Source organism: Leisingera sp. ANG59 (assembly GCF_013317235.1).
In the GTDB taxonomy this organism is placed as follows: domain Bacteria; phylum Pseudomonadota; class Alphaproteobacteria; order Rhodobacterales; family Rhodobacteraceae; genus Leisingera.
Map to the genome: position 1 here is coordinate 1 of NZ_WLCM01000014.1, position 14,370 is coordinate 14,370.

A 14,370-nucleotide genomic window follows, 5' to 3' on the forward strand; every position below is an offset into this window, starting at 1 on the left:
TCGGCGGGCTCTCATCCTTCAGATACTTCTTGATCGTGTTCCGCGATAATCCCGTCGCCCGCGCAACAGACCGGATGCTGCGTCCCTCAACCAATACCCATCGTCGGATCTTCGACACGCTTTCCATCAGTAACACCTGCTCTTTCCTCCGCACTTTTAGTGCGGATGTTAACGAAAACAGGTGGGTCAATTTTACTCGCTCATAACCCACCAAAGTGGGTCAATTTTGCACGCCGATTCACACCGAAGCCGTAGATAACAAACTGCCAAGCCCCCCTGCCCTGCTCCCGCACCTGGTAGTATCCGCCGAAATTTCGGCATTGATAATCCCCGGCCCACCATTGCGCGCCGGGCATTGCTTTTTCTGTCTCGGTCATTGGAATGAGATCAAGCTGGCTCATGACTGGCCTCCCTAGAATTCAAAGGTCACGTCACCGTTAGGAAGGATCTTCCCGATTGCGTAAGTCAGGCGGCTCCCTTCTTCCTCTGCCTCGTCCTGCAACCCTTGCCACTGCTCATAGAGGTGCGTTTGACAGTCGGCCCTACAGCTGACAGGCCGGTCCATGCTGTCGAAAATCTGGTACTTCGGCTCCGGCACCTCGGCCAGCAGCGTGCGATTGGATGCACAAGACTCCGGAGACCAAACGCGGCCGTTGTAGCTGATGTGCGCGATGTGATCCCCACTGTCGGTGAACACATCAGCGCTTCCGAATTGCGAATGTCCGAGGCCCGCCTTGTCCCGAGCCTCGATGTAGGCTCGCTGGCAATCGTCCAAGTTTTCCTTCCCGCGGATCCACTTGATGCCGGGCACGGCGACCTCGCGCCCGGCATGAATCTCGAACCGCACCGCAAGGGTGCTTCCATTGCTGCTCTGCCCGCTCATGCCACCAGCTCCCCCGTCCTGATAAACCGCATGGGGTCGTTCTCAACTATCTGGCACTGGCCCTCGGTATGGCCTTTGGAAATTGCCTTGGCCCGCATTCCTGCCAGATTGACCGGCAGAATTGCCGCGCCCTGAGAGAGCGCGACTGCGTAGGTGTAGAGGTGTGTTTCCCAATGGCGCTTCATGTCGGCACCTCAGCGCTGAACACTACGGTTTCGCCTTCGACCTTATAAGGAACAGCCTTGGACAGCAGCTGCTCGATGGCGGCCGCCGGGACGTCGGCAAAGGTCGCACTGACGGTCTGAAGCATCCGCTGCCGATCTTCCTCAAAGGAATAGGCGTTGATGGCCCACGCGATAACGCCGGGGGTGTGAACTGCAGGGGAAGAACCGAGGCGGTATGTTGTCATTTGAATGCTCCCTATCTGTGGTGCAAGAAAATCAAGGCTGGATGCAGGACAGCCGCCGAAGGCGCCTGCCCCTGCATCCCTGCCTCGTGGCGAACAGCGGTTGGGGGCGAGACAAGCGCGCGAACCGCAGGCCGGAGGAAAATTTGTCCCGCGAGGAATGGGCCAAAGGCCCAGGGGAAATTTTCCTTTGGGCGAGGAACTTGCGCGCTTGTCCGAGGGGGAAGGCAGCGTCTTCCCCCTAACCAGGGGGCGTTCGGCTTGCCCGAATCCCCCCTGCCCTATCTCATGGATGTCTGGGCTGGGGTGAGCGGGCGCAGCCCGTCGATCCCCTGCCCTGACAATCGCCTCAATGCGATCTGCGCATGGCGCGGATCTCTTCTATATTTTACCCGGTATGGAGCACGACAAAAGGGCGGCTGCTGCCGCCCTCGCCGGAGGTCATTCGGTGACATCATCCTTGTTCGGGAAGGCAACCATTTCGACGCCTGGGAACATGTTGTGCTTGACGTTGATCGAGGTGATGTTGCCTTGATCGTCAGTCCGGACGAACAGTACGCCGCAGCGGTCCCAGTAGTTCTTGCCATCCTTTTCGCCGGTTTTGACGCTCAGTTTCAGGGTTTGAGTAGCCATTTTGTGATCCTCGCTTTGAGTGTTTCGATGAACATGGTGGAAGCGGGCTCAAAGGGAATGTCAGCTGAAAATTTGATCCGCGAGGAATGGGCTTTAAGCCCAGGGGAAATTTTCAGTTGAAGCAAAGCGATCATGCCCGGCTGCCCGCTTAGTGTTCATCTTTGAGAAACACAGATTGGCGAGGATCCTCATGGCTTTGGTCTGAAGTTGCGTCATGGAGACTGAAGGCAAGACTTGCTGGAACAGCGGTACAAATGTGAGAGGCCAGCGGCGTTGAATAGGCAATATCACCGCGATCAACTTGAGCGCGTCTTGTCCAACCGTGACCTGGTTGCCTTCCAGGCCTAGGGACAGATGAAAACACTGCTAGATAGGCGGCCGCAGGTCAATCAATAACAGATAACACATAACAGGGAACTGTTATTGGCAGCCGTTCTCCAGGCTGCTTGCAGCCTGCGCAATGCGATCGTCACCCGAAGGGCTGATACAGCCGTGTGGAAACGACCATGGCGCAAAACGCGTCAGCTGGCCCTTTGGGACAGATGAGGTGTTATTGCCCCAGGGAGTGCCACACGGTTGGATCGGTGGAGCGCCGCTTGCGGCGCGGAATAGAGCGCGGTCCCGCGTCCACGCGGGATGCGCCCGGAAACCCAGGCGAAGCTCAACTTGTGTAAAACCCGGAAAGACAGAAGCCGCAACTATTAACAGATAACCCTAAACAAGTAACTCATAACAACTAACAATTAACTATTAACACTTACCTGTTAACTGGTCCCTTCAGCAACTCAATCCTGCACCACGACGCCGAAGAACTTTTTTGATTACAATATATTAAAGTAATGACTTTGCCCAACATCAACGGTCACATGTGACCACCATGCTATAGCTTCAAAGGCATACAGTAGCTGATAACGCATAACAGTTTACACATAACTATTAACACCTTATAGGTGAACAAAGCAAAAAGAGGATCGAGCAGTGACCCAAGTAATCAGCGTTGTTCAAGAGAAAGGCGGGGCAGGGAAGTCTACCCTCCTCATAGCACTTGCTTCACTAATGGTAGCAGATGGAGCCAAAGTGGCCGTCATCGACACTGACCCACAACATACCCTTTCGGATTGGGCCAAAAAAGAAAGCACCGATGTTGATTGGGCGGTTGAGGAAGACGACGAACGGCTAATTCCAACACTTCGCGCTCTCAAGAAGAGCGAGCCGGCATATGATGCGATTTTAGTGGACACCGCCGGTTTCAAGTCCGCTATGGCTGTTTATGCAATCAACGCATCCGGCCTGGTCTTGATCCCTTCGAAAGCCACCGAAACTGATGCCAAAGGTGCAATCAAGACATTCAGGCATGTGACAAGTGTGGCGGACTCGATGGATAAAGACATTCCTGCCTATGTAGTCATGATGGACGTGGATCCAGCAACTAATATCACAGCGGCCACCTTGGAATCCCTGGACGCCCTAAAGATACCCAGGCTTAAAGCCATGTGTGCACACCGAACAGGCTTCAAGGAAATGATGAGCACAGGCCGAGGACCCGAAGGCTCAGCAAAGAGGTCGGCACAAACAGTGTTGGCTGAAATGCAGATGGGTGGTCTGATCGATTTCTACGGAGGCAAAGATGGCAAAGCTTAAAGTTGATCTGGGTCTTGATGATACCCAAGATGCGAAACCTGACGCAGAGGCAGAAATTCTCCGCCAGCTTTCAGCTCCCTTGCCAAGCCCGTCTAAAGCCAGAGCCGGATCGCTAAAGACTGCTCCGCGCGTCCAGTTCGCATTTTCTAATGTCCCTAAGCCGATTAAGCAGGCATTCATTGATGCAGCCGAAGCTAAGGGTATGGGAATGAAGGAGTTTTTGTATCACTGTTTGCGGGCAGGAGGTGTTGATATTCCTCCTATGGAAGAAATAGACGGTCGCCGCAGGTGACAAGCATAACACATAACAATTAACTGTTAAGGGAGGCCTTCGCGGCCTTCATTGCGCCGCGCAGCGGCTCGGGCGCCGAAGGCGCCAGTCCAGGAGGGCAGGGCCTTTAGGCCTTTCCCTCCTGGGACATCAGAAACGGCCGGCCTTTGCCTTCAGCCAACTGGTAACAACAAAGGTAGCTGTTTCTGAAACTCCCCCTCAAAAGAGGGTGAGCTGCTGGCCGGAAATCGCTGGACTTTCGCCCAGAGTAGCAAGCCGGTCTTTCCGTTCGGCCTCGGCTTGTTGCTTTCGCTGGGCCGCTTCAGCTTCAGCCTGTTGTGCCTGTTCTTTCTGTTTGGCAAACGGATCTCCATTTGCTGCGAAAAACACAGGCGCGGCGGCGGTGTAGGCACTGGTGAACACCTCAAGCGAAAGGCTATTGCCGCAAATGATCTTGCCAGCCAGGCCACGCGCGGCGCATTGGACATAGCACATATGGAAAGTGGGCCGGGACAGCTCCACGGCTTCTACCCAAACAGAAGTTTCCAGCTTATAACCCTTGCCCTCGATGACGTCCGCGACCGCCATAAGCATTCCGCCAGCCCCTGCAGCTGGTTCCTGAACAGTAATAAATCCCTGTTCCTTAATCTTCTCGTCAACATCGGTTAGCGAGATTTCCGCCATCATGCGCGAGACTTCATAAGGGGTGAAAAACTGGCCTAGCTTGGCGTCCAGAACTTCCAGCTCACCGGCGGCCATACCCAGAAAATCACACCCGCCATTGCCGATTTCACCAAGGGCGATCCCTACCATTTCCGGCATTTTGCGCACATCGTCCTTGTCTCGGTAACGGGCAACAACGCTCATGTATTGGGCTTCCAGGGCTTCGCGCTGATCAGGAAACGGGCTGGCTTTCTTAGCCAGCGCGCAATAGCTCATTTCGCAGAAGTCAGCGAAAACCTCACTTCGATGCTTGGAACGGTCTATATCGTTGAGAAGGCGCACAAATTCCTTTACCGCCGGGTTCATTCCGCTGCCTCATTGGTGACGGCCTGTTCAAGGTCTTTTTCCAGTTCGGCAGACGGTTCGATGATCGGAAATTCATAAGTTTTTACTTCTTGGCCGCAGTCTTCACAGACACAGCTGTCAAAGACTGCGGACAATTCCCAATCTTGAATTTCATTGACCCATACTGCTGTTGCATCGGCCTTTATGTTTTGGCCTCCGCACTTTCCGCAGTGAACAGAGACCGGGGCATTACACGGCATTTTGCACTTTCCTGTGTGGTGGTCCCGCTTCGATCTGGATGCCGAATACTTGGGACAGGGGTTGCGGGAAGGACCGCGAAGCGGCCCTCTCCTGCAAACCCTGCTCCCGGCCGAGGGCAGGAGGGGGACCCGTCAAGCAGAGTGCCGGGCCGGAAGGGGAGGGGGATCACCCATCCTCGCAGCGCGGCGGAGCCGTGACCGAGGTTGGGGAAACCCCTTCCGGCCCGAATAGCGCTCTGCTTGACGGGGGAACCGGCGGTTCCCGGATCTCCCTGGGGCGTTCGGCTTAGCCGAATCCCCCAGGGCACTATTGGGAAAGTGCCATGCCGCTACTGCGGCATGACCGCAGCTCATGTGATCGCCGTGCAAGCACGGAGATCTCCGCAAGAAAAAGGACCCCACCACAAGGGCGGGGCCAGTTGGTTCCTTCACCACAAAGGAAAACTCGTTTTCCAGGAGCGCAAACCGTGTGCCTGGTCCCGCCCTGGGAAAATCTCGGTCAGCTAGGCGCGGATGGCTCCGGCCTTGGCCGGATGCCGACGCGCCCGCGCGGATCGACGGCCCAGCCGCCACCTATGCGTTCAATACTGGCGTCAGGTCCATGCTGCGCGATGAACACCCGGTCGGCTTCTGTCTTGCGGCTGGCGTGAAGATCGCTCGCCATATGACCGCTTGGGCGGCGGCACCAATTGCCCGGCGCGCGGCGGCAATCCGGGCAACGCACAGCTAGAACGGGGTGCCGGTGGGCTGTGAAATCAGGCATTGCATTCCTCCAGTTCTCCTAGGCGCAGGAACAATTCAGACGCCCGCACACGGTCCCGCATGGCCTCCGTGCGGTCTTTTTTCGAGGACGCCGCAGCTTGCAGGTGATGGTAGGCGGCATGGCGTTCGGCCAGCGGATGCGCGTCTGGGTCTTCTGCAATGTCGCGCGCCTTCAGGATCGACACGAACAGGTCAGATGTTGCAAAGAGGCTGCCTTTCCGTGCGCCTGATGCATCCGTGCGAGAAAGCGGAAACGGCGGGCGTTTCAGGTCGATCCGGCCGAGGCTGTAGCTGTGCAGAACGCTCAACAGATAGGACGGGTCGGCTGGGTATGGGGCGCAGTCCCATGCCCGCCGAACGGCGCGGCGCTCGTCCTCTGGCATCGAGTCAATCATGCGTCGGGCTTCACGCCATTTCCCGGCCCGTGCGCTCCGGTCCCTGACTTCCTGTTCGGACCACGCCCTTGCCCGGTCCTCCATAACCTGATCCTCGCTCGGCTGTTCTTCGGCAACCTGGTCGGCAAAGAGCGGCAGGGCTTCCCGCTCCATGCGCTGCTTGCGGCGCAGAGCGGCCCGCTTTCGCGGTGTGTCGGTGAATGCGTGGCGGGGCCAAGATTTGAAGCGCATTTGTTCAATCTCCTGCGGATGGGGCAGGGCGCTAATGCGCCCTGCCAGCGTTTATTATTCCATGCCCTCGGGTAACCATGCGTCGATCTTCGCGGCCTGCTCGTCGGTGACGTTATGAGCCTTGCGTGTCTCAGCACTGGCAAACAGGCTTTCCAGCTTCTCCGCCTTGTCGCCCTTCTTCAGCTTGGCAAAACTCGTTGCGGTCGGGTGATCTTCGGCAAGGTCCAGCAGATCGCGCCAAATCTGGTTCATGTAGGGGCCACCCACGCGGCTGAAAAAGTTCTCAGCGGTCGGTGTCCAGACCTCGCGGATGCTGGGCTGTGTCTCTTTGGCAACCATCGCCGCCAGCTTTGCATCACCGCCCTGATACTGAGCTGCAAGGAAACGGGTCAGTTCACCGCGAATATGCTCTGCGCCCTTCTTGCGGAACGCCCGGAACGACGCGCCAAGGTCTTTTGCGTCGTACATATCGCGGGCCGGGTTGGTGGTCAGCCGCTCGTCCAGTTCATAGCCTGCCGCCTCGGTGCTGGGCCAGTTCGCAACATAGCTTTGCGACAGACCGAAGGGGTTGGACCACCGCAGTTCATGGCTCAACTGATAGGCCAGCAGGTCAATCATTAAATCCGGGTCGCGCAGGATCGCGTGTTGCTGCGCACCCTGAGCAACGCGGTTCAGGTCGTCGCGCAGCGCCTGGGAAATCGGAGATTTCGGCGCAGCGCTGACGGCGGAACCGGCAGAGCTTTTGATAACACCCGCCTCAACGGCAGCCTTCTTATCCTCGGGCCGGACCATTTCGCCAGAGCGTTCCAATTCGCCTTGATGGTTCACATAGACGATCAGACCTGCATGGGCTTTTTGTGCCTCGGTGTATTCTCCGTCGATGATCTTCTGCAGGTCGGCAAGTTCGGCCTGCCCTTCGTCGTCCAGAACCTCGCCCTCTGCCAACTCGGCCAGTTCGTCATAGCGCTCGGACTGTTCTTCGTTCAGATCGCCGCCTTCGCTGTAAATCCGCTCATACTTGTCCAGCCCCAATGTGTAGTGGCAAAGGTAATGCTCAGTGATGGGTTCTACCCACTTCCAGCCCTCCGCCTGAGCGATTTCGCTGGCTGCATCTTCAAGCGCACTCTGAAAGCAGGCATCCAGAATTTCCGGACTGTCATACAGCTTTTCCTCGGCAAACAGATCGCCGCCCATCTTGCCGCCTGCTTCGGTGTAGGCATCATCGCCCACAAATTTCACCCGGCGGTCAGTCGTTTTCACGCTGGCGGGTTTCAGTTGCTTCTTTAGCTGATGATCTGACCAGTTCTCGCCGCGTACCCGGTCCAGTACGGAAAGGGTATGGGCCTCGTCGTCACAGATCGTGAAACATGCCGCCATACTCAGATTGATTTCCTTTGCGGCCAGCGCGTCAAGAACCGGCTCCGGCAGATCGGCCAGAGCAAGGCGGCGGTAGACGTGCTTTTCAGTCACGCCGAAATTGGTGGCGATGGCGCTGACGTCTTTGCCCTCGGCGCGCATTTCGCCAAAGGTGCGGATTTCCAGAGCCGGGGGCAGGTTCTTGCGGACCACGTTTTCCATCTTCGCCCAATCGGCGGCGGTTTCGCGGTCGGGTGCGAGCATCACCAGCGGGTTTGCCAGTTCGGGCCGTACCTTGGCAAATTCCGGCTTTGTCTCGGCCAGATATTGCAAGGCGCGCAAACGGGTGCCACCGGCAACAATCTCGGCCCCGTCCAAGTCCTCGGTATATCCAGCAAGAGACTGGATCATGCCTTTTGCCCAGAGGGTTCCCGCAAGGTCTTTAATGTCCTGTTCCGGCACATCCTGACGTGGGTTCATGGGGGACAGGATCAGTTTCTCCAGCGGGAAACGGGCTTCTGTTGCTTTGATTTCCTGATGCTTCGACATTTGGGCATTCCTTGTAACGTGGTGAATTTTTGTGTTATTGGTGCCCCAGCCCTTTTGGGCTGAGGCGTGGCCGCTTAGACGGCTCCGTGTGATTTCAGAAAGGCGAGGCCGATCTTGGCGGAGAGACCTCCCTTTCTGATCAGCGCATAGGCTTCACGCTTGCGCAGATTGATCTGTTCAATGCTCATGATTTCACCTCCCTCCCGGCGCGGTAGCACCTACGGGCTTTGCCGATTTCAGTGTTCGTGGGGCAGGTAGATGGTGAGCACACGCCGCGTGTCGTCATCGTCAAGCGGATCGTCTGCGGCGGCATCGTAAGTTTTGTTGTAGAGGCTGATTGCCCAGAAAACTTCCGTCTCGTTGACATGAACAACACCAAACGAGTGATCACCGCTCGGATCATTCAATTGGTCGAAGTCCGTGAATTCAGCCACGGCTCGGGTCGCAAGGGCAACAAACAGCATCCCTTTTTCTTCAACGCCACCGCTGAAAATCACCTGACCCTCATAGGTCTGATGCCCTTGGAATGGGATTGCTGCGCGGAAAGCATCGTTCGTTTCCGCGATTGCAGCCGCTTGAATGGACATGTTGACGACGGCACGGGAACCACAGGCAGAGCAGGATTCCGGTACGATAGAGACCAGCGTTTCTGCTGCGCCGCACCCATTGCATTGATATAAAGCCATAGTTGGCCTCCTAAGTGGTGATGCGGTGGCCGATGTTCGCCCGACCTATCCGCGTTCGCTTCGGTTTGTTCCAATGGGTCAAGGAAACGACCCATTGGCCCTGACGCCTGCCACCCGCACCCATCCGCGTTTTTCCCCGGAAGGGAGGGGGGGCGACAAAAGAGGTGTGGAGAGGCTTCAGCTGGTTTCGATCCAGCCGAAAAACGGAAGGTTCGCCCGCTAGCGGGTGAAAGCCGTTTTTCTGCTTGAAGGCGGAAAATCTATAACGTGATCTGCGCTTGCGCGGATCTCTTCTGCGCCGTTCGGGACCGGCTGAAGCCTCAGAACAACTCGTCGCCCCCCTGACCGCCGGGGAAAAGCAGCGCAGCAGACCGCCCACGGCGGGCTGCGATCACCATAGGCAAACATGCCGGGGCAGGGAGGAGCGGGCAAAGCCCGTCGATGCCCTGGCACGCCCGCTGGAACATGCAATCCGCGCGGCGCGCGCGGATTTCTCCTGTTTCTTGCAAAAGGCGTAGCGAACGACCGTTACCCGAAGGGCGGAGACAGCCTGTCCTGGACGACCATGCGGCCGCGGCGGCAAGCTGGCTCGGAGAGACAGCTTCCGGCGCACTTGGGCCGCAGGGAGAACGGGGCAGGGTGGCTCCGGCCTGGTGCCGCCTGCCGGCGCCAGGCTAGGGCGCGGTTCCGTGCTTCAGCGCGGAATTTGCCCTACATAAGGTATTGAAGGCACACCCCTCCCACATTATTTTGGAAGAGTCGCGGGGCGTTGGCGCAGCCCGGTAGCACCACCTTTTAGGGTTGGTTTGCGGCATAGCATGTAACTGAAGGCTGAGATGTAAGGCTTTCGCCAATTTGCTGAGCTTCTGCGAGCCAGCGCCCTAACAAGGACTGAAGATGTCACCGAACGATGCCTTGCAGGCGGAAGATGATGAACACGCTGCCCCTCTGCCCACACTTTACATTTTTCTTGATGAAGGTGGAAACTTTGACTTTTCACCGAAAGGTTCGAAGTTTTTCACGCTAACCTGTGTCAGCTTGTACCGACCTTTCACCCTGCACACAGACTTGGACACGTACAAATATAATCTGATTGAACACCGGATTAAACCGCGTCTGGAGATGGAGTATTTCCATTGTGCTGAAGACAATCGTTTCGTGCGTAGCAAGGTTTTTTCCAAGTTGTCAGGTTCAGTCCCGCATGAATCTGTCGACTCCGTGATTGTTGAAAAACGCAAAACCGGGCCGGCCCTTCAGGCACCTGAAAAGTTTTACCCAAAGATGTTGGGCTATCTTGTACGGTACGCTGTTGAGAAGGCAGCTCACGGTGTAGGTGAAGTTGTCGTCATTACCGACAGCATCCCTGTTGCGAAAAAGCGAAAAGCAATTGAGAAGGCTGTAAAGACAACTTTGGCCGCCATGCTACCGAAGGGTACGCCCTACCGGATCATGCACCACGCTTCACGCGCACACTATGGCCTCCAGATAGCGGACTACTTCAACTGGGCAATCTTTCGTAAATGGGAAAACGGTGACACCGCCGCACACACAACCGTAGCCAAGCAAGTCCGAAGTGAATTTGACATCTTCAGGACAGGCACACGGTTCTACTACTGAGGAATGCGACCCCTCCGACTACCGGTGTGGAGAACCCCTTGGGTTCTTATCATCGGAGGGGAACCTTTGCAGCGAACATAGACACTGTGTCGTAAATTTCAACCTAATACCCAGGCTGGCCCCTCAGTGACCTAGGCCATTGTTTGGAATTTCCGGCTCCTGTGGCAGGGTCTGCGGAGCTGGGACATCATTTGCCGATAACCATTCCCGAATGGTCATCCACTTGTCCTGGTGTGAGGGGGGCCATCTCCATTGAAGAAGTTCCCCGGCCTTCCGATCCAACTCCGGAAACCACTGGATCTTGAGACGCAGCTTGTGCTTCTTTGCCCATGTTCGGAACACTGGTAGCCAGTCCGCCTCGCCACTGGCCTCCAGGGATGTTTTCAAATCGTGCGGGATGGTAAAAGGCCATTCTTTCATGGGTTCGGTGTTACAACCGTCTTCATATGGTAATCAACACAGCAATTAGCGAGCCTGCAAAGGTTCGCCCGCGCTCGACAGAGCGCAGAAACCCCACGTGTAGCCGAAGGCTGCATTGCGGCCGCCGAGCGGCCCCAGCGGAGCGCCAGTCCGGTTGAAATCGGGTGCCAACCCGGGTTCAACCGGACACCAGAACCTAGCTTGCAAACAGAAAACCCCGCTAAAGCGAGGTTTCCGTTTGAAGTTAGGTCAACGCCGGAAATAATTAATCCCTTCGGATCCTGATAAGCTTCGTGTGCACCTTGGCGGTTTCGAACGTATCCACGGGCAGGCGCTCCAACTCTTCGGCCTCGTCATTTTCAAAGGTGACCGGCACCAGTGCAACCAGCGTTGCAGGTTCCTGATGACCACCCCGGCCCAACAGTGACAATGCAGCCTTTACGTGAGCCCGCACAGTCTTGAACGGCGGGTTCATGATGACCCTTGGGAAAGCGGCACTCCCCTTCACCTCTTCAGCGTATTCCAGAAAGCACCGGTTGATTGTTGGACCAAGGTAGCGAAGGCGGCCGGCAAGGGTGCTGTGCCGCTCAACCATCGTCAATTCGCACGTGCTGTGCCCGGATGCGATCAGCGCGCGAACTAGCTGGCCGGTGCCTGCGCTCGGCTCCAATGTCAGATAGTCGCCTTGCGGCCCGAGATATTCGACCATGCGCCGCGCCACATCGTCGGGAGTGACGTGGCATTCGGTGAATTTGTCCACGGCGATCACCTCCGGCGCCTCGATGTGTTCCAGAGCTGGAGCGTCCCGGCGTGCCCTGACCGGAATGGTCAGGGGCTTGTCGGGGCGGGTGTACATGCTGGGGCGGTTCATTGGGCCGCCTCCGCCGGTGCCAGGCTCTTAGGGATCGGGTGCTGCTTCTGGTCGGTGATGACAAAGGCAACCCAGGGCGCGCGCCAGCTGGGTTCCTTCGAGTTGGGAGCGCGGCCGTAACGGATACGAAAATCCCCGCACGCGGAAAGCCGCGTTCCTTTGTAGTCGCTCCCAATCGCGGAATACTCAGCCTTGGTAACCTCTACTTGTTCAAGAGTTTCAACAGGATCAGCGCCGCGATAGGTCGCGCGAGACTTCACGCGCAGTTTCCCGTCAGGAGCCTTGAAGTTCAAAATAGGAGGCTTCGTCGGCTTCTTGGCCGGGGGGACATAGCCGCAAGACTGCATCAGGTCTCGCCACTCATCGCTTGAAAGCTCGACGGAGCACCCAAGGGCGATGTGAGCGGGCAGGGGCGCCGCGCATTCGACTGTAAACAGGTCTACATCAACCTTCGCCCCTTTGGGCTTGTCGGCGCCATGCTCCCGCACGAACATTTGCAGCAGCGTCGGGGTGATTTCGCCTTCAAAGCGCGGCACCTCGCCCAGCATTTCGCGCTCATAGGCCAGGCGGTTAAGCGTGTGTGTGATCCAGCGGGAAAGGTTGTTACTTTCTATGATCGAGCGCGCACCGGCCATGGCCTTTTCCCGTGCCTCCTCCGGGGTGATCTCGCCGCGGTCCACTGAAGACCACAAATTGTAAGAGTGCATATCGCTGCGGCCAAGGAACAGCTTGATTTGTTCCGGCGTGGTTATCTTCTCCCACAGGTCCAGCGCCTTGTGCGCGGTGTTCAAGTTGCGCTGCAGGTCCCGCAGTTCAGCCAAAAGGGTTTTGATCCGGCGCGAGCGCACTTTCGGGTTGTTCTTATAGTTGGCGTAACGCTCCACGCCCTCGGCGCGATACTGCCAATATCCGATGGCGTCATGGGCCTTTGCGGCCTTGCTCAAGGCGTTGTCCATGCGCTCTTTGTCCTTGCGGGCTTTCCGTTCGGAGTGGTGGCCGATCAGGATCGGCTGGCCGAATTCGAAGCGCTGGGAAATGTCCCGGGCGGCACGGGTGAAGGCGCTAGCCTGGGCAGCACGTTTCGCCGCGATCTCGTCCAGCCGGTCGGCCTTCATCTGTGCGCGCTCTGCAAGGGTGGTTCCCTCCGGCTCGATCTCGCCCGCCAGCTCCAAAGCCAAATCTTCACGCTTGCAGGACCACTTTGGGGCTACAAACAGCTCTTGTTTCGGTGCCCATTTGAAGCCGGCGGCCTTCACCCGCTCATATGTTTCCTCGTCCAAACGGTCAGAGGTATACAGCCGGATTTTGTTGTCTTCGGGGGAGTAAGTCGCGGTGATAGTCAAATCTGTCATGGGTCTTTTCTTCCGTGGTGAAGCGGCGGGGCTTGCTGCCTTCTTTCCGCCGATGGTCTGCTACGTTTGTTCTGACTTCCTTTCCGGAAAATCAGGGCTGATTTGCAGGTTCAGTCGGCGAAGCCGCCTGTTCCTGCTGATCTGCCACGTGGCGAACGCGGGAGGGGGCGAGGCAATGCTATTCGACAGGGTTGGTGCGGCCCGCAGGTGTCGGGCGACACATAGTTTTGCCATTTGCGACAGACCCTTTCCTTTTTCGTGTCTCCAACATCCCCGCTCGCGCCTCCTGTTCCGCCAGTGGCGAAGCCTTCCCTGATTTTCACTTCGGAAGACCTCGTGTCTTCCGGAGGGCAAAGCAGGGTGGGCGCAGCCCGGACTGCGGCCGGACGGTGATCTGACACACGGGGCCGGAGCGGTGAAATTGGGAGGGGCCCGCGCTTGGCGCGGGAGGAACCGGATTTCTCCGTGGAGGCTGACGCGCAGCGGCATCAGAACCCGTGTTCAGATTGCCGGCCGGATGGCAGGCGGACCAATCAAACGGAAAATGCCGGGGCAGGGAGGAGCGGGCACAGCCCGTCGATGCCCTGCCACGCCTCCTGAGATATGCAATCCGCGCGCCCCGCGCGGATTTCTACTGTCTCTTGCAGAAGGCGCAGCTGCCCAGGCCTGGCAGTCCAGCCTCAGCACGGAATTTGCCATGGCCTGACCGGTAGAATGGACGGGTGGAAATTCGCAAAGCGTTACACAAATAGCGGCCAGAAACCCAAAACGAGGGGCGCAATGCATTCGCAACATATCGCAACGCATTGGCAACGTAAGGTGCTGAAATAAAATGATCTTTCTTTGTCAGACCCGCAGATTAGGGCTTGCAGAACTCCGGAAGAGGTAATGAGATAGAAGAACGAGTTAGGCGGGCTTGGCCCTAGGTTCCAATCAAGAACCAAGCGCCGCCATCTAGAACTCAATGTTGCCCTAAAGGAGGTTTGCACATGGCAAACACAAATACAGAAACACTATCGAGCCTCAGGT

At 57.2% G+C, this 14,370-nt stretch carries 16 protein-coding genes; 3 read left to right on the forward strand and 13 right to left on the reverse strand.

What is annotated here, in order from left to right; all coding sequences use genetic code 11:
* The 6 genes from GKC28_RS26415 to GKC28_RS13725 form a co-directional block, all read right to left on the reverse strand.
* A partial coding sequence (locus tag GKC28_RS26415) for a helix-turn-helix domain-containing protein (RefSeq protein ID WP_368041123.1) occupies positions 1–136 on the reverse strand: 136 nt, incomplete at its 3' end.
* A gap of 64 nt (positions 137–200) precedes the next feature.
* Complete coding sequence (locus GKC28_RS13705; protein WP_174147467.1) at positions 201–401, reverse strand: hypothetical protein; 201 nt, start codon at positions 399–401, stop codon at positions 201–203.
* A gap of 11 nt (positions 402–412) precedes the next feature.
* Complete coding sequence (locus tag GKC28_RS13710; RefSeq protein ID WP_174147468.1) at positions 413–883, reverse strand: hypothetical protein; 471 nt, start codon at positions 881–883, stop codon at positions 413–415.
* Positions 880–1,068 (reverse strand): hypothetical protein, encoded by a 189-nt coding sequence (locus tag GKC28_RS13715; RefSeq protein ID WP_174147469.1) that lies wholly within the window; start codon positions 1,066–1,068, stop codon positions 880–882. The genes GKC28_RS13710 and GKC28_RS13715 overlap by 4 nt, the downstream gene beginning before the upstream one ends.
* Positions 1,065–1,292 carry a hypothetical protein gene (locus GKC28_RS13720; protein WP_174147470.1) on the reverse strand — a complete coding sequence of 76 codons (228 nt, stop codon included), beginning with the start codon at positions 1,290–1,292 and terminating at the stop codon, positions 1,065–1,067. The genes GKC28_RS13715 and GKC28_RS13720 overlap by 4 nt, the downstream gene beginning before the upstream one ends.
* Before the next feature lie 438 nt (positions 1,293–1,730).
* On the reverse strand, positions 1,731–1,922 hold the full coding sequence (locus tag GKC28_RS13725) for a hypothetical protein (protein ID WP_174147471.1): 192 nt from the start codon (positions 1,920–1,922) through the stop codon (positions 1,731–1,733).
* Between the two features lie 978 nt (positions 1,923–2,900).
* Between GKC28_RS13725 and GKC28_RS13730 the strand changes: the two genes are divergently transcribed.
* Together GKC28_RS13730 and GKC28_RS13735 are read left to right on the forward strand one after the other, a co-directional pair.
* Positions 2,901–3,563 carry a ParA family protein gene (locus GKC28_RS13730; protein ID WP_174147472.1) on the forward strand — a complete coding sequence of 221 codons (663 nt, stop codon included), beginning with the start codon at positions 2,901–2,903 and terminating at the stop codon, positions 3,561–3,563.
* The gene (locus GKC28_RS13735; RefSeq protein WP_174147473.1) at positions 3,550–3,855 is read left to right on the forward strand and encodes a hypothetical protein; all 306 of its coding nucleotides are present in this window, start codon (positions 3,550–3,552) and stop codon (positions 3,853–3,855) included. The genes GKC28_RS13730 and GKC28_RS13735 overlap by 14 nt, the downstream gene beginning before the upstream one ends.
* A 198-nt stretch (positions 3,856–4,053) precedes the next feature.
* On the opposite strand, the gene GKC28_RS13740 is transcribed toward GKC28_RS13735, so the two are convergent.
* The 5 genes from GKC28_RS13740 to GKC28_RS13760 form a co-directional block, all read right to left on the reverse strand.
* Positions 4,054–4,863, reverse strand: coding sequence for an N-6 DNA methylase (locus GKC28_RS13740; protein ID WP_174147474.1), 810 nt, complete (start codon positions 4,861–4,863; stop codon positions 4,054–4,056).
* Positions 4,860–5,102: a hypothetical protein gene (locus tag GKC28_RS13745; protein WP_174147475.1), complete on the reverse strand. Its 243-nt coding sequence runs from the start codon at positions 5,100–5,102 to the stop codon at positions 4,860–4,862. Before GKC28_RS13745 ends, GKC28_RS13740 begins: the two co-directional genes overlap by 4 nt.
* 755 nt (positions 5,103–5,857) lie before the next feature.
* A complete protein-coding gene (locus GKC28_RS13750) occupies positions 5,858–6,490 on the reverse strand; it encodes a hypothetical protein (protein ID WP_174147476.1) in 633 nt (210 codons plus the stop codon).
* Between the two features lie 54 nt (positions 6,491–6,544).
* A complete protein-coding gene (locus GKC28_RS13755; protein WP_174147477.1) occupies positions 6,545–8,395 on the reverse strand; it encodes a ParB/RepB/Spo0J family partition protein in 1,851 nt (616 codons plus the stop codon).
* 236 nt (positions 8,396–8,631) lie between these two features.
* On the reverse strand, positions 8,632–9,081 hold the full coding sequence (locus GKC28_RS13760; protein WP_174147478.1) for a DUF3768 domain-containing protein: 450 nt from the start codon (positions 9,079–9,081) through the stop codon (positions 8,632–8,634).
* An 897-nt stretch (positions 9,082–9,978) separates the two neighbouring features.
* Here GKC28_RS13760 and GKC28_RS13765 point away from each other — a divergent pair.
* Entirely contained in the window at positions 9,979–10,698 is a 720-nt protein-coding gene (locus GKC28_RS13765) for a DUF3800 domain-containing protein (protein WP_174147479.1), read from the forward strand.
* Between the two features lie 685 nt (positions 10,699–11,383).
* Here GKC28_RS13765 and GKC28_RS13770 read toward each other — a convergent pair.
* Both GKC28_RS13770 and GKC28_RS13775 read right to left on the reverse strand, forming a co-directional pair.
* Positions 11,384–11,989 (reverse strand): methyltransferase type 11, encoded by a 606-nt coding sequence (locus GKC28_RS13770; RefSeq protein ID WP_174147480.1) that lies wholly within the window; start codon positions 11,987–11,989, stop codon positions 11,384–11,386.
* Positions 11,986–13,341 (reverse strand): DUF3560 domain-containing protein, encoded by a 1,356-nt coding sequence (locus GKC28_RS13775; protein WP_174147481.1) that lies wholly within the window; start codon positions 13,339–13,341, stop codon positions 11,986–11,988. Before GKC28_RS13775 ends, GKC28_RS13770 begins: the two co-directional genes overlap by 4 nt.
* Positions 13,342–14,370 lie beyond the last annotated feature (1,029 nt).